General features: G+C 69.2%; 17 protein-coding genes. 11 read left to right on the forward strand and 6 right to left on the reverse strand.

What is annotated here, in order from left to right; genetic code table 11:
* The first annotated feature begins 44 nt into the window (after positions 1-44).
* The 3 genes from HNR30_RS44825 to HNR30_RS44835 all read left to right on the forward strand — a co-directional run bounded on the left by HNR30_RS44825 (position 45) and on the right by HNR30_RS44835 (position 5,165).
* Positions 45-788: a serine/threonine protein kinase gene (locus tag HNR30_RS44825; protein ID WP_181616336.1), complete on the forward strand. Its 744-nt coding sequence runs from the start codon at positions 45-47 to the stop codon at positions 786-788.
* Positions 785-4,402 carry an AAA family ATPase gene (locus HNR30_RS44830; protein WP_181616337.1) on the forward strand — a complete coding sequence of 1,206 codons (3,618 nt, stop codon included), beginning with the start codon at positions 785-787 and terminating at the stop codon, positions 4,400-4,402. The genes HNR30_RS44825 and HNR30_RS44830 overlap by 4 nt, the downstream gene beginning before the upstream one ends.
* A gap of 409 nt (positions 4,403-4,811) precedes the next feature.
* A complete protein-coding gene (locus tag HNR30_RS44835; protein ID WP_181616338.1) occupies positions 4,812-5,165 on the forward strand; it encodes a hypothetical protein in 354 nt (117 codons plus the stop codon).
* Between the two features lie 149 nt (positions 5,166-5,314).
* Here HNR30_RS44835 and HNR30_RS44840 read toward each other — a convergent pair whose 3' ends face one another.
* Together HNR30_RS44840 and HNR30_RS44845 are read right to left on the reverse strand one after the other, a co-directional pair.
* Positions 5,315-5,530 (reverse strand): DUF397 domain-containing protein, encoded by a 216-nt coding sequence (locus tag HNR30_RS44840; protein ID WP_181616339.1) that lies wholly within the window; start codon positions 5,528-5,530, stop codon positions 5,315-5,317.
* On the reverse strand, positions 5,503-6,306 hold the full coding sequence (locus HNR30_RS44845) for a helix-turn-helix domain-containing protein (RefSeq protein WP_220134722.1): 804 nt from the start codon (positions 6,304-6,306) through the stop codon (positions 5,503-5,505). Before HNR30_RS44845 ends, HNR30_RS44840 begins: the two co-directional genes overlap by 28 nt.
* A 289-nt stretch (positions 6,307-6,595) precedes the next feature.
* On the opposite strand from HNR30_RS44845, the gene HNR30_RS44850 reads away from it, so the two are divergent.
* Positions 6,596-7,096, forward strand: coding sequence for an ATP-binding protein (locus HNR30_RS44850; RefSeq protein WP_181616341.1), 501 nt, complete (start codon positions 6,596-6,598; stop codon positions 7,094-7,096).
* A 606-nt stretch (positions 7,097-7,702) separates the two neighbouring features.
* Positions 7,703-8,026 (forward strand): hypothetical protein, encoded by a 324-nt coding sequence (locus tag HNR30_RS44855; protein ID WP_181616342.1) that lies wholly within the window; start codon positions 7,703-7,705, stop codon positions 8,024-8,026.
* Positions 8,027-8,727: 701 nt separating this feature from the next.
* On the opposite strand, the gene HNR30_RS44860 is transcribed toward HNR30_RS44855, so the two are convergent.
* From HNR30_RS44860 to HNR30_RS44875, 4 genes are all read right to left on the reverse strand, one after another.
* Complete coding sequence (locus HNR30_RS44860; RefSeq protein WP_181616343.1) at positions 8,728-10,446, reverse strand: site-specific integrase; 1,719 nt, start codon at positions 10,444-10,446, stop codon at positions 8,728-8,730.
* 5 nt (positions 10,447-10,451) lie between these two features.
* On the reverse strand, positions 10,452-10,727 hold the full coding sequence (locus HNR30_RS44865) for a helix-turn-helix transcriptional regulator (protein WP_220134723.1): 276 nt from the start codon (positions 10,725-10,727) through the stop codon (positions 10,452-10,454).
* Positions 10,728-10,931: 204 nt separating this feature from the next.
* Positions 10,932-11,894, reverse strand: a complete 963-nt coding sequence (locus HNR30_RS44870) for a TRM11 family SAM-dependent methyltransferase (RefSeq protein ID WP_181616344.1) — start codon at positions 11,892-11,894, stop codon at positions 10,932-10,934.
* Positions 11,894-12,859 carry a hypothetical protein gene (locus HNR30_RS44875; RefSeq protein WP_181616345.1) on the reverse strand — a complete coding sequence of 322 codons (966 nt, stop codon included), beginning with the start codon at positions 12,857-12,859 and terminating at the stop codon, positions 11,894-11,896. The genes HNR30_RS44870 and HNR30_RS44875 overlap by 1 nt, the downstream gene beginning before the upstream one ends.
* Positions 12,860-14,159: 1,300 nt before the next feature.
* On the opposite strand from HNR30_RS44875, the gene HNR30_RS44880 reads away from it, so the two are divergent.
* The 6 genes from HNR30_RS44880 (at position 14,160) to HNR30_RS44905 (ending at position 22,716) form a co-directional block, all read left to right on the forward strand.
* Entirely contained in the window at positions 14,160-14,987 is an 828-nt protein-coding gene (locus HNR30_RS44880; RefSeq protein ID WP_181616346.1) for a hypothetical protein, read from the forward strand.
* A gap of 287 nt (positions 14,988-15,274) precedes the next feature.
* Positions 15,275-15,676 carry a pilin gene (locus tag HNR30_RS44885; protein ID WP_220134724.1) on the forward strand — a complete coding sequence of 134 codons (402 nt, stop codon included), beginning with the start codon at positions 15,275-15,277 and terminating at the stop codon, positions 15,674-15,676.
* Positions 15,673-17,385 (forward strand): TrbL/VirB6 family protein, encoded by a 1,713-nt coding sequence (locus HNR30_RS44890; RefSeq protein ID WP_181616347.1) that lies wholly within the window; start codon positions 15,673-15,675, stop codon positions 17,383-17,385. The genes HNR30_RS44885 and HNR30_RS44890 overlap by 4 nt, the downstream gene beginning before the upstream one ends.
* A complete protein-coding gene (locus HNR30_RS44895) occupies positions 17,382-18,341 on the forward strand; it encodes a PrgI family protein (RefSeq protein ID WP_181616348.1) in 960 nt (319 codons plus the stop codon). The genes HNR30_RS44890 and HNR30_RS44895 overlap by 4 nt, the downstream gene beginning before the upstream one ends.
* A gap of 62 nt (positions 18,342-18,403) precedes the next feature.
* Positions 18,404-20,194 carry a VirB4 family type IV secretion system protein gene (locus tag HNR30_RS49805; protein ID WP_312895070.1) on the forward strand — a complete coding sequence of 597 codons (1,791 nt, stop codon included), beginning with the start codon at positions 18,404-18,406 and terminating at the stop codon, positions 20,192-20,194.
* Positions 20,191-22,716: a type IV secretory system conjugative DNA transfer family protein gene (locus tag HNR30_RS44905; protein WP_181616350.1), complete on the forward strand. Its 2,526-nt coding sequence runs from the start codon at positions 20,191-20,193 to the stop codon at positions 22,714-22,716. The genes HNR30_RS49805 and HNR30_RS44905 overlap by 4 nt, the downstream gene beginning before the upstream one ends.
* Positions 22,717-22,731 lie beyond the last annotated feature (15 nt).

Below are 22,731 nucleotides of genomic sequence, written 5' to 3' on the forward strand. Positions count from 1 at the left end.
CGGGATTTCGCCGATGATCTTTTCAGTCCGGAAGAGTCGCCGGCATGAGGAAGACACCGAAAGAAATGGGCCCCTCGGGGGCATCGGAGCCCGACTCGCTCGGCGGGTTCGTGCTGGGCGAGCGGATCGGCGCCGGGCGGCAGGCCGTCGTCCGGCTCGGGACCGACGCCACGGGGAATGCCGCGGCGGTGAAACTGCTGCGGAAGGAGAGGCTGGCCGACACGACCGCGCTCGAGGCCTTCATGAATGAGGAGAAGGCGCTGCGGGCCGCGCCGGACTCCTTCACTCCCCGCGTCTACTCCGCGGGATGGGACGGCTCGCGGCGCTATCTCGCCTGCGAGTATCTGCCCGGTCCATCGCTGGAGCAGTGGATCAGGAGCGGCGGCCCGCTGCCGCCACTCGAGCTGAAGGAGTTCGCCCTCCGGTTCTGCCGGATGGTCGAGGCCCTCCATGAGAGGCTAATTCATCACGGAGACATCAAGCCGAGGCACGTGATCAGCGGCCCCGCACGGCGCCTGTTCCTGATCGACTTCGGCATCGCACGGATCGGAGATGATCGGTTGCGTCGTCGTGATCTATTCAACGCCGCGGCAGTGCTCCATTACGCGGCGGGAGGCCGGTTCCCCTACGAGGGGACACCCATGGAGATCGCCTCGCGCACCCTGGCAGCCGAACCCGACCTCCGGATCCTGCCCGCACCCTGGCGGAACATCGTGGGCCGCTGCCTAAACCCGAACGACCGCCGCCGCCTCACCGCGGCGGATCTCGTCAGGGCGGTGAGCCGATGATCCATAACCCGGCCGCTTGGGCCTTCTGCCAAGAGCTCCTCGCCGAGGTCCAGGCTGAGGGCCTGAACCCCAACACCCTGTCGACGGCGCTGCGCACATTGCGGACGGACGAGGACACGGTCAGGGACCGCGGAAGTCACAGCAAGTCGACGCTCTACAACATGTTCTCCCCCAAGGTTGGCGCCGTCCCGGACCTGGATTTGGTCCTCGACATCCTGAAGGTGCTGCACCAACGAAGCAAGGCTGGTGACCAGAAGCGGCAAGCCGATGTCATGCGGTGGCAGGCCCGGCACGCCATGGCGGAGAGGCTGGAGGCCGAGCATGGCCGCGAGAAGCCGCGGAAGAAACCGGAACGGCGCACGCCCATGGCGCTCCTGCCGCAGGTGCTCGCGCCCGCCCGGCTCGGACCGGACCAGAGCAGATTCCCCGTCGTCCCACGGCCGGAGCTACTGAGGAAGGCGTTGAGGGAGCGCGACAGACGGGCCCTCGACGGTGAACGGCAGGTCCTCGTGCTGACCGGCGACGGCGGCATCGGCAAGAGCGTCCTGCTGGACCAGCTGCTGAGGCAGCTAGAGGACGGCAAGGAGGGTGCGGTCGTCGCCATCGGCTGCGAGCCCGGGATGAGCGCACGCGGAATTGCGGAGCTCGACCTGGCCCTCGGCCGAGCCGCGCTCCCCGGCTCGTCCGACGGGCTGCTCGCCATCCTCGAGCGCCAGCGCCGCAACCACCGTTCGGTCACCCTGCTCCTCGACACCCTGGACCTGATCCTCAACGGCGTCGCGCTCGCCGGCATCGCCGAACTCCTGGCCGCAGCGCTCAAGTACGGAGAGGTCGTCGTGACCTGCCGTCGCGAGGAGTACCAGGCCCACCTGAGCGATCCCGGCAGGACCGCGCGGCCGCTGAAGGACCGCGTCGTGCAGTACGCGATGCCCATCCTCGAACTGGACGAGATCATCGAATGGGCTGGCCTCTACCTCGGCCGCTTCCACCCGGACAGCCCGGCGGACAACGCGGCGTTCCTGCGCAGTCTCCAGGGCCAAATGGACGACAACGCCCCGCTCCGTTGGCTCTGCGCTCTGCCGGTGAGGCTGTCGATGGCCTGCGACGTCTACGCCCGCAAGGGCTACATCCCGGGCCACCTGACCGCCGCGAGCCTCTCGAAGGCATACTGGAAGGAGAAGGTCGAGAAGATCCGCGACATCGGCTCGGCCCTCGGCGTAAGCCCGACGGCGCAGGCCGCGCTCGCCCTCGCCGGGCGCATGGTCAGGACGGGCAAGGGCCTGACGCTCAGCGTGCCCATGGGCAAGATCGACCCGGTGCACGGCAAAGGCCTGGAGCTGCTGGTCAGCGAAGGGGTCGTGCTCAGCCATGACGGCGGCTGGAGATTCTTCCACCAGAACTTCGCCGAGTACGCGCAGGGCCTGTGGCTGCTGCGCGACGGCCTGACCGGCAAGCGGGTCAGGGAGCTCGCCCGGGCCCTCACCGAGGAGCACACGACTCTGTGGCCGCTCGGCCGGTCCCTGCTCGCCCAGATCGAGGACCTGGCCGCCTACCGCGAACTGGCCGCCCTGTTCCCGATCGGCAGCCCAGAGGCCGCGCAGTCGCAGGCCATCGCGGCTCTCGGCAGACCGGAAGCCGAACCGCTGGCGGACGTCCTGGTCGAGGTCAGAGCCGATCCAGCGCGGCTGGAACCGGTCGTGCCGCTGCTCGGCGAGGCGCCGTCGGGCCATCTGGGCACGGCCTGCGACGCGCTCGTGCAGACCGTGACCGAGCACTCCGTGGCGCTGGTCATGGCGTCGGCCAAGGCGCTCGCCCAGCTCCTGCCGCGCGTCCCGAGGGACGACTATCCGGACCGGCTCGACGCGGCGCTGCGCGCGGTCGGGGCGGTCAGGAGCCGGCTCGAGAAGCAGGGAGGGGCCCGCGAGTGGAAGTACCTGTCGCTGTGGCTGGTGGACACCCTCCTGGTGACGGGCGCGGGGGAACGCGCGCTGGCCGTCGCCCTCGCCCGCTACGCCGTCATCAGCCCGGTGGCCCGCAGGACCGTCCTGCTAGCCCACATCGGGACCCCGCTGCCGCAGGAGCACATGGTGGCGCTGGCAGAGGTCCTGTCCAAGGAGTGCCCACCGATGAAGGACAGCGAGCTCGTCGAGGTCATGCGCATGTTCTGGGAGTGCCCGGCCGTGCGGGTCCGGCGGTCCTGGCCGACCTGGCGCCAGATGCTCCTGGCCGGGCTCGGCCTCTCCTGGGACAACGCCCAGACCAAGTTCACCGCGGCGCTCGGAGAGAAGTTCGAGGAGGTGCGCGCGGGTCTCATCGACGACGTCTTCGAGGGGATTAGCCACCGGAAGACCACCCGCTACGTGAACGTGATGAAGTGCCTGGCCCGCGACTACACAACGTGGTGGGTCGACCGGATGGTGGCCGAACCGATGCCTCCGCGCTCGGGCGTGGGCGGGCTGAGCGCCGTCATCCGCGTCCTGGCGGTCACTCCCGAGCAGGCTGAGCGGCTGCGCGGGTGGCTCGCGCCTGGCCGGGTACACGCGCCCCGCAACGTCTGGCCCGCGGAGATCATCCTCGCGGGTGGGTCCACGGAGATCCACAGGCGGCTCTTCGCCGAGTTCACGGCGACATCCCCGTCGCCCTCGCTGGCCGAGAGCGTCGTGGAGGCATGGACTCACAACGCTTCCGAACCGGTGCTGAACGCGCTCAGCAAGGAGCTGCGGTCGATGCTCGGCGGTGCCGACGGCCCGGTGAGCGAGACGCGCGCCCAGCTGGAGGGCCGGCTCGCCGAAACCGATCCGAGAGCTCGCGACTGGCTGGTCCGAGTGCTGCTCCAAAGGGTCGAACCGGGTCCCGCCGGCAAGGCCATGACCATGATCGAACGCCACATGGGCCGGTTCGAGGGCGAGTCCGCCCGCTGGCTGGTCTCGCTGCTGGAGACCCCGCACACCGACGCGGCGCTGCGCATCACGAAGATCATCAGGAATGAGGAGCACTTCTCGGACGCCGAGATCTCCACGTACTACGAGGAACTGGTGGCGGGCGTCCTGCGGCGCATGCGCCGGGCCGTCGAAGCCGCGGAGGACCCCAACCTCCTCCGCGCGCAGGGCAACCTCCTGATGCGCCTCGACCGGCTACGGCCGCTGTCCGGCGAGGTCGTCGCCCAGGCCTTCGCCACCGCCCGCGACAGGTTCCCCGCGACGCCGCGCCCCGTGTCCGAGCGGGAGCGGGTGCAGCACTCGGCGGCCCTGCGGCAGATCGACCGGTTCTGCCGAACCCTGCTGCCCGGCAGGATTGGCCGGGCCAAGGTCCGCGAGCTGCTCGGAGAGCTCCTGACGGTGGCGGACGTGGCTGACGTGAAGGACGTCAGGGAAATGCTGGCCGACCTTCTCACCTGGCTCGCGAGAACGGACGCCGGGGCACTGGACTGGCTCACCGAGGAACTTTTCCCGCGTACCGACCTGGCCCCCGGCGTGCACATGGCGATCGCGATGGGCATGGTGGAGTTCGAGAAGCGCGCTCCTGGCGGGAGAGCGGCTCGCCTTCGCACGATGCCGTCGTGCCCCGAGGGCGTCAGGGCGTACCTGCTGACGGAACTGAACGCCCGGCAGTGAGCTGTGGGTCCGGGTCGGGCTCTGGCGCGAAGAAGCTCCTGGCCAATACGTGCGGCGAAGAGCACGGCCTCGGCTTCGTCGGGCTGCATCGCAGCGGCCACGGCGGGGTAGTGATTTGCCCCTTTGTCGGGGTGCTTCTCCTTGGCCTAGTTGCTCTTCAGGTCCGTGTAATTGGCGAGCTGAGCCGATATCCGCAGCTCTGCGCGGGCGAGGAGAGCTGTCGATCCTCTTAGGCAAAGCCATGCCCGTCAGATACCCAAGTGCGTCCGCGCGGGGCGAGGGCCGCGAGGCTGGCCGTGCCCGGCTTGATCGCAGGCCCACCTAACGGCTGGCAAAGCCGCTCCCGTCCGAGGTCGCACCGCTTTCATAGTGGCTGCCGTTCTGAACTCCTCTACGGAACGGAAGCTCAATGATCGTTCGCCTTGCCCTGCTCGGTGGTGCCGTCCTGGCTCTGCTCTCGTCCCCGGCCTCGGCCGGTACAGCTGGTTCAGGCTGGACAAGCGAATCCAACGACGGATACGCCTACGTCTCCGCCGACCGCAGGAGCATCACCGTGTGCGACCTACGGGACGACGACAGGGGCGTCGACGCGGAGTACGCCACGTCCCTGCTCAACATCTACACGGTGCCCGACCCGAACGGCCCGCGAGCCGGGTGCGGGACCGACAGCACGTTCTTCTCCCGCATCGATGTCTTCAAGCTGTGCGTCACCGACGGTCTGAACCGGTACTGCCACAACCCCATCTGGATCAAGAAACGGTAGTCCCGACTCAGCAGCATCCGCCGTCGACGAGGTGAGCGGCCCCGCTCGCGACCGGTGCGCGACGCGGGACTCGATCATCTGCGTCCAGGCTTCGGCAGGTCAGGGCTCCCGGGTATCACCAGGCCCTGATCTGCATCACTCGCGGAGCGTTAGAAGTCGAACTCACCCTGTTTTGCACCGTCGATAAACGCCGCCCAGACCGAGGGCGAGACCACGTAGGCGGGTTGTTCGGGGTGTTCGGAATCGCGCAGTCCAATCCTGCCGTCCGCCAGCGGGGCCACTTCTATGCAGTCACCGGCCTCGCCGGAGCGTGTCGCCTTGCGCCACTGGGCGGTCCTCAGCAGCTCTGCGGTTGCGTCGTCCACTGCTCTGCCATCTCCCTTATCAACTGGAGCGAAGCCCTCCGGGGCAGGGCTTCGTTGTGCAAGGTTTCGTATCTCCACTGGATTTCCCGGACGCACCCACTATCAGCGGTGATCTGGCTCAGCGTGATCGACTCGATGTAGGCCGTATCCGGCATCCCCGGCCCGCTGGCGAGAACGAAGGCGCCTTGCAGGCCGCTGGTGAGCCAGGAGGTGCGTGGAAGCACCCGGACGTTGATGCGAGGGTGCTCATCCAGCTCTGCGAGACGCGTCATCTGCTCTGCCATCACCGCCTCGCTGCCGACCGGCCGGATAAGGACAACTTCGTCCAGTATGACCCAGATCGTAGGGCCGTCGTCGCGGTGAAGGATACTCTGGCGCTCCAGCCGCGCCGCCAGGTTCCGCTCGACATCCTCAGCGGTGGAGCCGGGCTTGCCCCGGAAGACCGCTCGCGCGTACTCGGGAATTTGCAACATGCCAGGGACGATCATCGGCTGCCAGTATTTGAGGGTCGCGGCTTGCTGTTCGATCTCCGCGAGTTGAGCGAGCCAGGCGGGCCAGCGTGAGGCGTGCTCGATGGTTTCGCGCCAACGGCGCAGCAACGCTCCGCCAGCCCCCAAAGCCGCATCGGCCTTCCGGGCGAATTCCTCATCGGTAGGGCGTTCGCCACGTTCGACCATGCTGATCTTCGATACGGACCAGCCGAGCAGGGAGGCGAGTTCTTTTTGTCTTTTGCCTGCCAAGTTGCGGCATTCGCTGAGGTAAATGCCGAATTCCACTCTTGGAGCGTTAAGGACCGGTTCCGGCTCGGCGTTTTCCAAGGCAAGCGCCTCCTTCTCGGCGGGGAACACGAGAAACGCACGGGCATGTGTAGTAGCACATCTGGTTCGTGCCTGGGAAGTGCTTTGCAATACACCCCGAGCGCTGGGCATTTCTGGGATGGTCTGTTCAGGCCAGCGCGACGCGTCACGGGTCCACACAAAACGAAAGATCGTGCGTGCACGAGGACCACATAATTCTTCACATATAGGGCTCGACTGGCCACCGAGGAATAGCGAGGCAGATTCGGTGATCTACGTACCTCCTTCCCAACTTCACACCATCGGTGCTGCCACCCTGGCGCGTAGCAATCTGGCCCCCTCTCTGGCCCGAGGAGCCATCAACGACTGGCTGGAGACCACGCACCCCGCCCGCGAGATCACGGTGCTGGCCGCGTCGGAACTGGTTGCCAACGCGGTCCAGCACTCCAACGCCATGGGGGCCTCTGCCTCTGTGCAGGAAACGCAGGACGTGATCACGCTCAGTGTGGCCCAAGGGTCGGACTATCTGCGGTTAGCGGTGACCGATCCGGGATCGTCAGGTGAGGGGCCGTCGATGATCCCTCTGCAGGTGCCGGGGCCGAACGCTGAACACGGACGGGGGCTGGCCATCGTCAATGCCCTGTCGCGGGGCCGATGGGGCAGCTACCGGCTCCCTCACGCTGGATTGCGCCTGGTGTGGTGCCACCTCGACCTGACACCCACTCCAGCAGAACTCAACGCACTCTTTTGCGCTCCGGCCGCCGGCTGACCTCCACCCTCCTCTTCACCTTTCACTCCCTCGGGCCTGTTCACGCTGTGTGCTGGCCTGCCCGGATTCGGAGACCCGTCATGCGCCGTCATCACCTGCTCATGTTCATCCCGCTGCTGGTCACCGCCCTCTTCGTCGGGCCGGGTCACTGCCGGTCCCGGCAGCGTCCCCGCGCCCGTGGTGGTGGCGGTGCTGGCGGGCGGGCCAGGCGTGTTCGCGGGCGTCCTGCTCGGGCGGCACTGGCGGGCCCATCGCCGGGCGGCCAACGGCCGTTCGCTGTTCAGCCCCTGACCGCTCCTCTCCAGATCGCTCTCCTCGTCGCCCCGTTCGCTCTACCTGTCGCGAAGGAAGGTCCGGCTGTGCTCCGTGGCAAGGCGTTGTCCGTGCTAATGCTGCTCCTGGCCGCTGGGTTTCGTCGCCTTCGCGCTCCTGGGCCCGCGCGAGGTGGTCCGGCCAGCGTCCCAGGTTCTCCTCGCCGTCATCATCGCCGGAGCCGTGGCGGTGATCGTGCGGAAGGTCTACCGCGCCCGGCGTTCGACTGGCGGCAACCAGCCCCCGCCTCCTGGCTCCTAGCCGGTCCTGTCTCATCCCTCATGGGAGGTCGTCATGCCCGAACCCATCCCCGGCGACGTGGCCGACCGGGCCGCCACCCACCTCACCCGCCTGAAGGCCCTGCTGGAAGAACGCGGCCTGCATGCCCGCGTCCTCACCCAGCCCGGACGCCTGCCACGCCTGCGAGTCATCAACCCCGGCTGCGCGTCGCTGTGTGAGGTCGTCACCGCCGCGCCGCTGGACGGCGAGTGGAGCTTGTGGTGGTCGTGGGCCGAACCGATCACCGACGTCGATGAGATGACCGCCGCCGTCGAACGCATCGCCCACGTGCTGACCCCGGCGACCCGCGCGGCCCCGGACGCCCATCAGCCCGACTGACACCCCCACGGGCGAACACCGGGCACCTGGCCGCCAGGACCGGGACCCGCCGCCCCGTCGTCGGCGTGGGGGACGCCCACGGGGCCACGCGTCCAACCCGCCGTCCGGCCTACGCCGGATGGTCCACATGACCCTGCCAGCCGCAGCCGCTTGAGCGGAGACCGCTGTGGCTGGCAGCGCCTTCACCCGGCGACGTCCGGGATGCCGGGTGAAGGTACCCCCGACTCCCCGGAAGCCGGACGGCCGTGCGCAGGCGGCTTGTCCGCTTCCGGGAGACAGGTGACCGCGAACGCCTTCGCGTGGTGGCGTGAACGCGGTCGCCCACCAGGGGCGGTTGACCGGTAAGAGGAGACCGGCCAGCCACCCCTCCCGGCGGCGATCATGGTGTGGGCCCCCGTCCACCTGATCGCCGCCCGGGCGGCCCCTCGCCACGAGGTGACCGTCACGGCCCGCCGATGCCGTGACGGCGAGGGGCCGCCCACCCCTGATCGTCCGGCGGCAGCACCCCCTCCAAGCGTGTGCCGCCGCCGGACCCGGGGCTCTCGGGAAAGCACCCGCTAAGGGTCACAAGCACAAGCGGGTGCGTTATCCCTGCCCGAGGGCCCTGACCGTCCGATGAGGGTTGGAGCAGGTGAAGGGCAGAGGCCGGTCAGCGTGCGGCTGACCGGCCTCTGACGAGTGCCCTCCTCTATCGTCGGCTTCTAGCTGGTTGTCCTAGTCGGCAGGTAAGTGACCGTCCCATGGCCCGCCTGCCCCTTCCGGTCCGGCTGCGCGCCGGTCGCCCCGGGCTCCGGCGGGACCGGACGGGGCGCGGGAACGGCCGACCCGGTCAGGAACGCGGCGGTCGCCTCGGCCGCCGCAGCAGCCGCTTCCGGGTAGACGCTGATGTAGGTGTCGCGGGTGAACGACGCCGTGCGGTGCCCCAGCGCCCTCTGCACCAGCACGGCATCCGCCCCCGCCGCGAGCATCGCCGTGGCCGCCAGATGCCGCAGGTCATGCAGCCGGATCGGCGGCAACCCCGCCTGGTAGCAGATCGAGTAGAACCGGTCCGAAACGTGCTGCGGGTGCAGCGGCCGGCCGATCTCGTCGGTGAAGACGAACCCTGACTCCACCCAGTCCTGGCCCGCGGCCAGCCGTTCCTTTGCCTGCCGCCGTTCGTGCTCCTTCAGCCAGGTCATCGATTCGGTGTCGACCGCGATCTCCCGATCGCTGGCGTCGGTCTTCGGGGTGCCCTGGATGGCGTCCCAGCCGAGCTGGGTGATCTGCCAGTGAATCCCGATCCGCGACGCCTTGTAATCGACGTCCAGTTTGCGGATGCCGACGCCCTCACCTCGCCGGAGCCCACATGTGGCATACAGCCGGTACAGGGCGAACAGGCGATCCTTTCTGGCGTGGGTGAGGAACTGCTGGGTCTGCTGCGGGGTCCACACCATCACCGGCGACGGACGCGGCGCACCGATGTAGGCGACCACCGGATCAACCCGCTTACCCTCCTTGCCCCCCTTGGCCTCACGGGCTCGCCTGAGCAGGTTCACATGCGCGGCATGATCGAGCTGCCACTGGGCGACCCGCTCCTCCGTCCACACCAATGGCTTGGTCCGCGAGGCCGGAGCCAGCTCGACGACGGCGGCGGGGTTGAAGTCCAGCAACCGGTCCTGCTTGATCGCCACGTTCAACGCATGCCGCAAGGTGGCGCGGATGCGGTGCATCGTGGTCGGGCCGACCGGACGCCGATACCGCACCGCCAGCACACGAGCCGGGACGCCACTCGCGCGCTCGGTCGCGATGATCTCATTGAACTCCTCGATCGCGTCGAACATCCCCGCGACGTCGGAGACCCGCAACCGGTCCAGCCGGATGTCCCCCAGATACGGCTTCAAATACAGCCGGATATGGGACTCGTACGAGCGCCGGGTGGTCGCCTCGATGGAACGCTTGCGCCCCAGGAACTCCTCCAGCCACTCACCGACCGTGATGTACCTGTTGAGATCCTGGTGGGTGCGGACCTTGCGCCGGACCTCCTCGATGTCGGGAAGCTGCCTGGTGGCTTTGAGGACCGACAGCATCAGCTCGGTGATCTGCCGCCGTACGGCGGGGTCGGAGTCCAGGCCGAGCAGGCCGCGGGCGTGGTCCAGCTCCGCCTCCGCCGCCTCCAGCGTGACGAACCCCCTGCGGCGCAGCGGAGTGCGGCGCTTCCCATCCGCGTGCGCGGGGAGTTCGAGCTGGTAGGCCCAGGTGCCGTGCGTCGAACTCCACCGTTTGCCGCCGTTGGCGTGCGAGGTACGCAGCTTCGGGCACGTCTTGCTGATGTTCTTACCCGTCTCGGAATCAACGCACGTGCAGATCTTGTACGTCGCGCCCTTGGCGACGGTCGGCTCCTTGCCCGCCGACGCGTTCGAGGTGGCCGGGTTGCTGGCCATCGTGATCATCCTTCCTGTCCCACCGGACCGCTACCGCAGTCCGGGCCGGTGTCATCGAGTCGTTCCGCTGGCAGATCGAGCAGCGCCCGCAGCCCGCGCACCGGCACGGCGTACCGGCCACCGATCCGCAGCACCCGACACGGAAACTCGCCCGACGCGGCGAGCCGGTATGCCTTGGTACGGCCCATGCCGAGCAGCCGCCCGGCCGCCAGCAGGCTCACCACCTCCCGCCCACCGGCCGCCTCGGAATCGAAGGGCTGGTTCGAGGTCGTGCTGGTCACGAGTCACCTCCATGCGCGTTGATCAACAAGGGTCGGTCCGGGGTCGCGTGATGCTCGACCCCGTGCGGCCGGGCGGGCTGTGGCGAGCGGTGGCGGGCGGTATCGACGCCCACCTCCACGGCCCGTGTCAAGCGAAGTCCGTAGGTCTGGGATCGAACCCCTGTTCCCGGCCCGAATCCGGGCCGGGAACAGGGGCGTCACGGTCTAATGCGGCTCGCCGCTGTCTCGCGCGCCGGAGCCAGGCACGCGCGGGGCCGGCACGACGGGCTTACGGAAGACCAGCAGATCCTCATGCGCCACCGCGTGCACAGGCAGGCCGCGAGCCCATGCCTTGCGGGCCTCGTGGAGCTGGAAGAAGCTGGCTCGGTTCAGCAGAACGCCGTCACCGAGCCCGCACAGCAGGCACACGATCCGGTCGGCGAACGCCAGCCCCGCCTGCCTCGCGACCTCGTGGACCAGGCCAGGTAGGTCGACCAGCTCACCCCTCACCCGATACGGCCTGACCGTGATGGCGACCACCCCGCCCGGCCGCAGCAGGTCCACGCTCCCGTCCAGAATGCGGCCGAACCCTTCCAGCAGGACGGGAAGTTGCTGGTGGGCGAGGTTGCCGCGATCAGCTGAGTAGTGGTGGTTCCACTTGCGCACCCCCGGCTGGCCGGTGTCGCGGGTGGAGCGGATGTGGCCGTGGGTGTAGGTCCCGTACGGCGGAGAGGTGAGCACCAGTGCCGCCCGCCCGGCCAGGCCGGGCAGCAGGCGGGCGATGTTGCGCGAGTCCCCGCACACCACCCGCCCGAACCCCTCGGCTCCGTGCTTGCGGGCGTGGCCGAGGTTGGCGACCGCCAGCCGCGCCCAACGCTCCTCATACTCCACCCCGGCGGCGTGCCTGCCGAGGTGTGTGGCCTCGACGAGTGTGGTGCCGATGCCGCACATCGGGTCCACCACCAGCTCGCCCGGAACGGTGTAGGTGCCGACCACGCGGGCGGCGATGGAGGGCAGCATCTTGCCCGGATGCTCCATCGACTCCGGCAGATACCGGTCCCGCCGCTGCACCCGTGATGGGTGCTGCCCGGTCGCCCACACCGAGGCGGTCGACGTGACCGCCGCCTCTGCCGCCGTCGTGCCGTTCGCCGCCTCGGTCACGGGCTGGCCCTTCGTCGGGTCGATCATCAACGCTCCTGTCCGGCCGGGTCCGCCGTGGCCGGATCGCGCGGTTCGCCGAAGGACTCCGCGGGCTCGGGTTCCGGTGCCGGCGAGCTCGCAGGCGTCTTCGGCTTGGTGAACAGCAGCACGTCGCTGTGCGCGCGTGCGCTCTGCGGCAGTCCGGCGCACTCCGGCAGCTCCTGCCGTAGGGCCCGAACCCGCCTGGGGAGGTGGGGTTCGATGTAGTCGCCGCGTGCGGGCTGGCACAGGGCGATGATGTGCTGCAGATACACCAGCCCCGCCGCCCGAGCCCGCGCGATGATCCCCGGAAGCGGGTCGGCTACCCGGCCTGCACGGTGGAGGCCGGTCACCACGGCCAGATGACCGCTCGGCTTCAGCAACCCCGCCATCACGGCGAAGTCCAGGACTCCCGCCTCGATGCCCGAGCCCCGCTGGACACCCGCGGCGGGCGCCTGCTGGCACGGCAACTCGGCGACCACCAGGCCCGCGCCCCCTTCAAGGTCTGCCAGCACGGAATGCTCGCGATCGGCAGGGTCAGTGATGCGCAGGTCGATGACCTCCAGGTCGTGGCCGGGGTGAGTGCGGGCGAGACGGGTCCAGGTCACCCCGGCCCGGCCAGCATCGGCGAACACAGCCACCGGCAGGCAACCCGCCGACAACGCGGCCGAGACGACCTGATGATTAGCGGCGCCGAGATGGATGACGGTCTCGCCGATGCGGGTGCAGGCGGAGACGAGCTGGCGGGCCAACGGGCCGGAGACTGGCTGGCAGCAGCCCGCCGAACAGGTGGAGACGGACTCGGCGTCGGCTGCGGCCAGCCACACCGTCAGCGGCAGATGTGCCCGCGCGGGGGCCTGGATCTCGCGGCTGACGGTGAGGTCGCCGCGCGGATCAACGGCCCCGCTGGCCAATGAGCCGACGTCGTGGACGCCGTAGTCGATGGAGAGACGGTCAGTGGTGGGCTTGGTCATGTGGGTGTGGCCCGAGCACCGGGTCACGTGTCCCTGTCACTTATCCAAATACCTGCGGCCAGGGCCAAGTTCGGACAGGCCGTCAAGCAAAGATCGCGCAAGGCCCGCCCGTGCCCGACTCTCCTGGCCACCCCGGGACCGGGCCCGAGCTCAGCCGCCCACAGCCTGTGGACGACCGGCCTCTCCCGCACCCCGAGCTCGCCAGCGGAAGCCACGAGGCCCCCCGGGGAGCCTCGCGTTCCCCTCGTTCACGCCCTGTGTCCGTTCGGTGACGCCATAATGGTGCGGCGCGACCGGATTCGGAGGGGGGTCTGGTCGCTCGGGGGATGTGCTGGCCTGGGCGCCTGCGCCCCAGGCCAGCCCACATCCCACTTTCCCGCCACCTTCCCCGGCCTCCTGTTTTCGCAGGTCACAGCGTTTTCGGACAAGTTCCGGGCACTCTTCGTCACCGTCTTCCCTGAACCTCGCTATCTCCGACCAGGTGACGCTTAAGCTGGCAAGTCAGGAGCCTGCGATGCGCTGCGGGAGGCGGCCGGGATGCCGGGCCGTATGGATGAACTGGCCGACCGACGCTTGGCCAAGCTCACCGGCCAGATCCGGGCGCTGATGGTCGCCGGCTCAAACCGGAGTCCCGCGCTTCTACGGCCAAGTCGTCCTCAGCAAAGGGGCGGTTGCCGAACTCGGCAACCTGGCCGATGTGCGCAGGGCGGCACAAGCTGCTGGCCGCCAGCTCGACTGGCATTGTCCGCCCGCACGTCGCCTACGAAGGCACCCTGCTCATCATCGACAACCGCGAAGCACCCTCGGAGATCCGAGAACTGGCGGCTCACCGCGCGGTCGAAGCGGTCGCGGCCTATCTTTCCTAAGCCTGAGCCACTCCGCGGTACGGCCCACGCCATCAAGCGCCCACCGGGCTCCACGACTGTCTCGCCAGTTCAGGTCACGCCCGCTTTGTTCATCCACACCAGGTGAGCAAGGGCCGTCTTCACCCCGAGAGCCCGAGGACCATGTCCACCCGCTTGGCGCAAGCTTGACCCGGGATTTTCGTCCTCGTCCTGTTACCGCAGGTCAAAGCACCTTTTATGCGTGAAGCCCGGGGATGCGACCTCATGCCATCCAGCGGCCAAATAGGCCGCCTCTCGGCGTTTTCGCAGGTCACATACGGTGCCGTCCGATGAGTGAACACTGATGTGATCTTTGCTGTGCCCGATGTCTGTCCGGTTTCTGCCCGGATTCTGTACGGGCGATCTGGCCGGATGGCGACGACTCTATTCGCCTCTCCGTTTTGGGAGCGTCGCCCATGTTCCACACCTCGGCCCACCAGCCTGACGACACCACTTCGACCGTCTCGACCCCTGTCGCCAGCCCGTCCAGCTCGCTGCCGCTGGATGTGGCCGGGCACGCCTTCGCCCTGCTCATGCGCGGCCCCCAGCCACTGTCCGTTGACGGCGCCGCACTCAGGGAAGGGCTCCCGGCACGGCCCATCCCGCTCGACGAACTACGAGCCATCCTGCTGCACCGGTCCTGCTCACGCACCACCCGCGACCACGTGTGGCGGCATCTCATCGAGCAGGCCCGCACCGTACGGGGCGCGTGGATGGTCGCCGCCGTCGCGCTGGCCCGACCGATGCTGGGCCGCCTCGTCACCGCCCTGGCCACCAAGCTCCACACCGATCATTCCGAGCACCCAGACCGGCTGGCCCGCATGGACCAGGAGGACCTGGAAGCTGAGGTTCTGGTCGCCTTCATGGAAGCCCTGATCCGGGTGAAGCTGACCTGGTCGCACCCGCTGCTGCGACTGTCGAGGCTGACCCAGCTCGCCGTCTTGCGGACGCTGACGGTCGAGCAACCCCGACTGCTGGACGATCCCACCCTCCTCAATCGCGCCGAGGCTAGCCTTCAGACGCTCGCCTACCCGGCCGGCCACCCCGACCTCCTGCTCGCTCAGGCGGTCGCCGAAGAAGTCATTACGAGCGATGAGGCAGAGCTGATCGGCTTCACCCGGCTGGAGGGCATCCCGCTGTCCGCCTTCTGCCGGCGCCGCGGCCTGCTCTACTGCACCGTCCTCAAGCGGCGACAGCGCGCCGAGAACGCCCTCTACCAGGCATTTCTCAAGCCCGCCCAGTAGCGATCGCACCGGGCCCCAGACGGCGTTCGCCAGCAAAGATCACGCAAAGTCCGCTGGTTCCGATGTCCGAACTCCGCTCTTCGACCAGGTCTTTGGACAAGTGAGGCAGCGCGGATTTGGGGGCGCCGAGCTCGGCAGCGGGACCCGTACCTGGTCACCGGTCCCTGTCACCCGGCCCAGCCCCACACTCCGCACCTCGAAGGAGGACGCCCACCCGGACCCGCGCCGGGCACGGCCCCCTCCGCGCCGCCCTCACCAGACAGCCACGCTCATCCGGGAGGCAGCCCATGATCCGTCCGCGTCGCACCACCACCTCACAAGCCCATAGCCTCAAGATCGCCTTGGCCGCCGTCTTCGTCCTCGTCGCGATCGCCCTGGGCGTGCTCCTCAGCTACGCCCTCGCCGCCACCGCCGCGACGGTCGATGCGCCGGGCCAGGTGCTGGCCGCGCCGCCGGAATCGCTGAACACCGTGATCGACAATCTGCGCAACGTCATCGTTGGCCTGCTCGTTGCTCTGGCCACCTTGTTCCTGACGATTGCAGGAGTTCGCTACATTCTGGCCGGCGGCGACCCCGGCGAGGTCGAGGCCGCCAAGAAGGGCCTGCGTTACGCCGCCCTCGGCTACGGCATCGCCGCCCTCGCCCCGCTCCTGGTCACGGTGCTCAAGAGCATCGTGGGCGCCGAGTGACCTGCCTCGACCGCCGGTGGCTTCCCCGTGCCGGGGTGGGTTGGCTGCGCCGTACCGGCCTCGTGGTGATGGCGCTCACCGTCGCGGCGTTGACGGCACCCGCCTTGCCGGCCAAGCCTGCGCTGGCCGACCCGGCACCCACGCCCTCGCCGACCGTCAGCCCCAGCCCGCGCCCGTCACCGCAGGTGACGTGGATTCCGCCAGTCACACCATCGACAACCTCGCCGTCAACGCCGGGAGGGGTGGCCGAGTGCGGGTGGATGGACGTCGGGTGCAAGCTCAACCAGGCGATGAACGGCTGGTTCACCAGCCTGGTCACCGACGCCATCAACCCCGCCTTCGTCACGGTCGGCAGCGTGCTGCTCGCCGCGCCGCCGCCGATGATGCTGGATCGCGCCCGGGAACTGTCCGGGCACGTCCAGCTCATCGCCAACGCCTTGCTGGTGTTGATGCTGCTGGCCGCCGGAGTGATCGTCATGGCCTACGGCGGCAGCTCCCACGCCTCGACCACGCCGGGCGAGGTCATCCCGCGTCTGGTGGCCGCGGCGATCGCGCTGAATGCCTCGCTCACGATCTGCCAGTACGCCATCGAGCTCACCAACGCCATGGTCACCGCCCTGCTCGGCGACGGCGTTGACGGTCAGCGGGCCGGGAACCTGCTCGCGGTCAAGGTCGACGCCCTGATCAAAGACCCCGAGGGAACGGTCCTGTTCCTCGTATTGCTGATAGGCACCGCCGTACTGATGGGGCTGCTCCTGGCCTTCATCGGGGTCATCCGCGTCACCCTGCTGCTCTTCCTGATCATCGCCGCACCGCTGGCTTTGTTGTGTCACGCGCTGCCGCAGACCGAGGGCGTCGCGAAGCTGTGGTGGCGGTGCTTCTTCGGGCTGCTGGCCATCCAGATCCTGCAGGCCATCGGGCTGATCCTGGCGTTCAAGCTGATGCTCACCGATTCCACCGCCGCCTACCCGCTCGCCCCCGCCAACCCCGGCACGGGCGATGCGGCCGAGGCGATGGTCCGCCCGACCGCCAACCGCGCCCTGGACATCCTGATCTTGATCGGGGTCCTGTTCGTACTGATCAAGATTCCGGGCTGGGTGGCCAAGACGATTTGGCAGCAGGGCCCGCCCCACATGCTCAAACGCCTCGTCAAAGCCGTGATCGTCTACAAGACCCTCGGCGCCGCGCGCGCTCTCGGCAATTCCGGCCGTGCCGCTGCTGCCCGAAGGGGCGGTAGGGCGACAGCCCACCGCCACGGCGGCCCAGGCACGGGCAAGAGCGGCCCCGGCGCGGCCCCGAAGCGGCCTGGACCCAAGAAGCCGACCAACCCGAGGACGGGAGCCGCCATGCCCAACCGCACACCTGCCTGGCAGCAGCTCGAACTCCCGCTCAACCTGTCAGCAACCACCCCGCCTGCGCCTACACCCGAGGCAGCCGCTGCCTCGGGCAGGCGAGCCCGGCAGGGCGTCCAGCTCGCGCTGCCGTTCCCGGTCACCCGCGTGCTGCGCCCGCCAGCCCCACCCGGCGATGCCTCACGCACGGCCCCGACGTCGGGGCCATGGATTAGGCCCCGCCCGCCGTGGGTGCAAGACCGGCTGCCCGGCATGCCCGTCCGACCTCCCCGGCCCGGCCAGCTCCGTCTGCGGCTCGACCCGCCACCGCGCCACGTCCCGCGCGCTCAGCGCCAGCCACGAGAGGGCAACCGATGAAATACGACGAGCCGCCGCCGCTGCTTGCCCGTATCCCTGCCGACATCAATCAGCCCGACAAGATCGCCTACGGGCTCACCTTCCGCCAGATCCTCATCGTCGCCCTGACCGGCGGCATCGCCGCCGCCATCTACTACCTCTTCCACCAACTCCTGCCCGTGGTCATCCTCGCCGCGATCCTGCTCCCGCTCATCGCCCTCGGTATCGCCGTCGCCCTCGGACGACGGGATGGGCTAAGCCTGGATCGGTTCGCTCTGGCCGCCGTGTTGTTCTCCCGGACATCCAAGAGACTGGTGGCCGCTCCGGACGGAGTGACCGGGCCGCCAAGGTGGTGCCGCCTGCGCGGAAAGCTACCCGCCCCCCTGCGCCTGCCTGTGCGCGCTATTCGCACAGACGGCGCGCTCGAACTCGCAGATGGCGGCGTCGCCGTGCTGGTCGAGACCGGCACCCTGTCCTTCCACCTGCGCACCACCGGCGAGCAAGCCGCCCTAGTTCACGGATTCGGCAGGTGGCTGAACTCGCTAGAGGCTCCCGTCCAGCTGCTGGCGCGAGCCCGGCCCGCGGACCTGACGGACCTCGTTCAGACCGTCGAGGCACAGGCCGAGGTCCTGCCGCACCCGGCGCTGGCCCAGGCCGCCCGCGAGCACGCCGCCTACCTGGCCGAGCTCAACACCTCACGTGAGCTGCTGACCCGCCACGTCCTCGTCGTGCTCCGCGACCACCCCGCCAGCAGCCGGGGTCGCCGCGCGGTGCGGCGAGACGCCTCGGCCGGCCTTGTCGTGCGCCGAGCTGCAGAAGCCGAACGCGCCCTGGCCTCGCTCGGTGTCACCACCCGCGTCCTGAACGCCGACGAGGCCGCCCAGGTGCTCTCCGAGTGCCTCGACCCCCGAGCCGCACATCCCGCCGGCCAGGCCCTGCCAGACGAACTCATCACTTCGGCCAGGAGGACCCTATGAAGCTTCGCCGCCGTACGCACGCCCAAGAGCCAAGTGCCCTCACTCATCCAGGAGCAATTGGTGTGGGTGTCCGCACCATCACCTTGCCCAGCGCCAACTGCGAGTCGTTCGCTGTGACCGGCTACCCGCGCGAAGTCGGCGCGGGCTGGCTCGAACCCCTGCTCACCTACCCCGGCCACCTCGACGTCTCCCTGCACATCGAACCCATCCCGCAGCAGGTCGCGGCAATGCGGCTCCGCCGCCAGCTCGCCCGCCTGGAATCGGCCAGCCGATCGGACGCCCAGCACGGTCGCCTGGCCGACTTCGGGGCCGAGGCCGCCGCCGATGACGCCACCGACCTGGCCGACAGCCTCGCCCGAGGCCACGGCCGCCTGTTCAAAGTCGGCCTGTACCTCACCATCCACGCCCCCTCGGAGCCGGAGCTGGCCGCCGAGGTCGAACGCGTGCGGGCGCTGGCCTCCTCACTGCTGCTCGACGCGCAACCCGCGACGTTCCGCGCCTTGCAGGGATGGACCACAACCTTGCCGCTCGGGGTCGACTCCCTGAACCTGACCCGCACCTTCGACACCACCGCTCTCGCGGCGGCCTTCCCGTTCACCTCACCCGACCTCGTGACCAACGTCAGCGAATCGAGCGTGCTGTACGGGCTGAGCGCCACCGGCTCCGGCGTCGTGCTCTGGGACCGCTACGGCCAGGACAACCACAACTCCGTCGTCCTCGCCAGAAGCGGCGCGGGCAAGAGCTTCTTCACCAAACTCGAAACCCTCCGCCTGCTCTACCAAGGCGTCGAGGTCGCGGTCGTCGACCCCGAAGACGAATACGCCCGCCTCACACGAGCAGTCGGCGGCACCTGCCTCACCCTGGGCGCCTCCGGAGTCCGATGGAACCCGCTCGACCTGCCCGCCAGCCACGGCCCACGAGACGACGTGCTCTCACGGCGGGCGATGTTCCTGCAAACCCTGCTCGCCACCATGCTCGGCGGCCAGCTCACCGCCCAAACCCGCGCCGTCCTCGACTCCGCGATCATCACCACCTACCAAACCGTCGGGATCACCCGCGACCCCGCCACCTGGACCCGCCCAGCGCCACTGCTCGCCGATCTGGTCACCACCCTTACCGGAAGAGGCGGAGAGGGCGAGTCAGCGAGGGCGGAGCTGGCCACCCAGCTCGCCCCCTACGTCACCGGCTCCTACCGCGAACTCTTCAACGGCCCCACCACCACCCACCCTGCCGGGCACCTGACCGTCTTCTCCCTACGGGACCTGCCGGAGGAAATGAAAGCGGTCGGCACCCTGCTCGCCTTGGATGCCATCTGGCGGCGGGTGGCCAACCCCCGCGACCGCAAGAAGCGGCTGGTCGTGGTCGACGAGGCGTGGCTGCTGATGAAAGAGCCCGAAGGGGCGCGGTTCCTGTTCCGGATGGCGAAGGCGGCTCGTAAGCACTGGGCCGGGCTCGCGGTCATCACTCAGGATGCCGCCGACCTGCTCGGGAGTGAGTTGGGGCAAGCGATCGTCGCCAACGCCGCCAGCCAGGTCCTGCTCCGCCAAGCCCCCCAGGCGATCGGCGCGGTCGGCGACGCCTTCGACTTGACGGACGGGGAGAGACAGTTCCTCCTCACCGCGGAACGAGGCGAAGCCCTCCTGATCGCCGGCCCCGCTAGTCGAGCAGCCTTCCACATCATCGCCTCCCCCACCGAAGCAGCCCTGGTCACCACCGATCCCGCCCACCTCGCTGCACTCGATCAGCACGCCGAGAACAGCCAACCGCCTGCGCCGACCACCCTCACCGGGACCACCGACGACCACGACTCCGAGGACGAGGAAGGCGAAGATGAGGAAGGCGACCCGCTGTGAGGCCAGCCATCACTGACCCCGAGAGCCCGTGCCTGCTGTGCGGGATCGACCAAGGCGACGTCCAGAAGGCTCTCGACTTTCTGGCCGAGCTGCCCGCCCGGCTGCCCGAGTTCGCCCTCGCTTACGGGCCCCGCATCGCCCTGGCCTTTGCGCTCATCTGGACCGTCACCGCTGCTGCGCGCTACCTGCTCGGCTGGATTCACCACGTCGACTTGGCCCCGCGAGCCAGGTTGATCGAGATTTCGTCCCCGCCGCGCAGCGATCCCGAAGGGGCCCTCGTCTTGTGGCGGCAGTTGGTTGGGCTGCTGCGGCCCGCCTGGGCGCGGTTCTTCACCGGCCAGCCGCACCTGGTGTGGGAGTACCACGGCAGCGAAGCCGGAGTCCGCATCCGCCTCTGGGTTCCCGGCACCATCCCGCCCGGCATCGTGGAGAAAGCCGTCCAGGCCGCCTGGCCCGGCGCGACCACCACCACCAGCCCGGCCGCCTCACCCCTTCCCTGCGAAGCCGAGGTGACGGGCGGGCGGCTCATCTTGGCTGGGCCCGAGCACTTCCCCCTCACCACCGATCATGATCATGATCCGGTTCGATCGCTGCTGGAGGCGATGGGCGGACTGCTCGAAGGCGAGCACGCCGTCGTCCAGGTCCTCGCCCGGCCCACCACCGGGCGACGCCTGCGCCACGCCTACCGCGCCGCCGCCCATCTACGCGGCGGAGGCAGCCGCCACCACATCGGCCGCCTCCTCGACGAGGTCCTGCCCATGCCGGACAACACCCGCAAACACCGGCCCGGAGAGCTGGCCCGCGACTTCCCCGAACGAGCCGAACAAGTCCGCGCCATCCTGAATAAGGCCGGACAGCCGCGCTATGAGGTGGCCATCCGCTATGCCGTCTCCACCACAGCAGCCGTAAGTCTCCGGCCAGACAACGCAGCCTCCAGCTCAGGCTCGAGTTCTCGTGAGGTGGTCCGAGGGTGGCTACGAGGTCAAGCACACGCTCTGGCCGGCACCTTCGCCTTGTTCACCAACAGCCACCAGCACCTGCGCCGAGCCCGACTGCGGCAGCCCGCCCGCGCCATCGGCTCGCGCCGCCTCGACCACGGCTACCTGCTATCGGTTGGCGAGCTGGCCGCGCTCGCCCACCTGCCCTGGGACATCGACGCCCCCGGCATCACCCGCGCCGGAGCCCGCCCCGTCGCCCCGTCACCGGCCGTACCCCGCAACGCGGCCCGTGGCGCGGTCCGCGTCCTGGGCGACGCCGACAGCGGCCCACAGCGGCCCGTGGCGCTGCCGGTCCGTGACGGACGCCACCACACCCACGTGCTCGGCGGCACCGGCGTCGGCAAATCCACCCTGCTCGCCAATTTCGTCCTCACCGACGCAGCCGCAGGCCGGGGAGCCTTGGTGATCGACCCGAAAGGCGACCTGATCACCGACATCCTCGCCAGGCTCCCGGAGAGAGCGATCGGCCGGACAGTGGTGTTCGACCCGCAGGACCCAGCCCCGCCACCGTCGATCAACATCCTCGCCGGCCACGACCCCGCCTTCGCCGTCGACTCCGTCGTCACCATCTTCCACCGCTGCTTCTCCACCGCCTGGGGACCACGAGTCGATGACCTGCTCCGTTCCACCTGCCTCACCCTTACCTCGGTCATGGGCCGCAAGGCGACCCTGGCGGACGTGCCGAGGCTGCTGACCGACTCGGCCTTCCGCTCCCGCACCACGGCCGAGCTGCGCGATGAGCTGCTGTCCGGTTTCTGGGAGTCCTACGAAGCTCTCACCCCCGCCGGGCAGGCCACCGTCATCGGGCCCGTCATGAACAAGCTGCGCGCCGTCCTCCTACGCCCGTTCGTCCGGCAGGCACTGGCCAGTTCGGACACCACCGTCCCGATCGGGCAGCTTCTCGACCGGGGCGGCCTGGTCCTGGCCCGGCTGCCGAAGGGCATCCTCGGCGATGACGCGGCCCGCCTGTTCGGCTCCATCCTGCTCGCCCACACCTGGCAGGCCACCACTCGCCGCTCCAACCTGGCAGAGGCCGCCCGGCACGACGCGTCCCTGGTGATCGATGAATGTCATAACTTCTTGAATTTGCCCGGCCACATCAACGACGTCCTCGCCGAGGCACGCGGCTACCGGCTATCGCTGGTGCTGGCCCACCAGCACCTCGACCAGCTCCCCACCGACCTACGCGAAGCCCTGTCGGCCGACGCGCGTAACAAGGTGTACTTCAACGCCTCGCCCAAGGACGCCGGCGAGCTCAAACACCACACCGCGCCGCTGCTCACCCCACATGACCTCACCCACCTCGGCGCCTACCAAGCCGCCGCCCGCCTGGTCGTCGACGGGCAGCAAACCTCCGCCTTCACCCTGCGGACCAGGCCACTGCCCGCCGCCATCGAGGGACGTGAGGCCGAGATCCGGCATGCCTCCCGCCAGCGCTTCACCCACCACGCGGCGGCCAAGGGATCAGGCCGCACAACCGGAAGAACCGGCCCGGCCGCCATCTCAGACGCCAGCCCTTCCTGAACTCGGCCGTTCGTG

This window comes from Nonomuraea soli, from assembly GCF_013761175.1.
In the GTDB taxonomy this organism is placed as follows: Bacteria; Actinomycetota; Actinomycetes; order Streptosporangiales; family Streptosporangiaceae; genus Nonomuraea; species Nonomuraea soli.

Bases quoted from the DNA above. Each gene is read 5' to 3' on its own strand.
- HNR30_RS44825 (WP_181616336.1), top strand. From the start codon at position 45: ATGAGGAAGACACCGAAAGAAATGGGCCCCTCGGGGGCATCGGAGCCC.
- HNR30_RS44830 (WP_181616337.1), top strand. From the start codon at position 785: ATGATCCATAACCCGGCCGCTTGGGCCTTCTGCCAAGAGCTCCTCGCC.
- HNR30_RS44835 (WP_181616338.1), top strand. From the start codon at position 4,812: ATGATCGTTCGCCTTGCCCTGCTCGGTGGTGCCGTCCTGGCTCTGCTC.
- HNR30_RS44855 (WP_181616342.1), top strand. From the start codon at position 7,703: ATGCCCGAACCCATCCCCGGCGACGTGGCCGACCGGGCCGCCACCCAC.
- HNR30_RS44860 (WP_181616343.1), bottom strand. From the start codon at position 10,446: ATGGCCAGCAACCCGGCCACCTCGAACGCGTCGGCGGGCAAGGAGCCG.
- HNR30_RS44870 (WP_181616344.1), bottom strand. From the start codon at position 11,894: ATGATCGACCCGACGAAGGGCCAGCCCGTGACCGAGGCGGCGAACGGC.
- HNR30_RS44875 (WP_181616345.1), bottom strand. From the start codon at position 12,859: ATGACCAAGCCCACCACTGACCGTCTCTCCATCGACTACGGCGTCCAC.
- HNR30_RS44880 (WP_181616346.1), top strand. From the start codon at position 14,160: ATGTTCCACACCTCGGCCCACCAGCCTGACGACACCACTTCGACCGTC.
- HNR30_RS44885 (WP_220134724.1), top strand. From the start codon at position 15,275: ATGATCCGTCCGCGTCGCACCACCACCTCACAAGCCCATAGCCTCAAG.
- HNR30_RS44895 (WP_181616348.1), top strand. From the start codon at position 17,382: ATGAAATACGACGAGCCGCCGCCGCTGCTTGCCCGTATCCCTGCCGAC.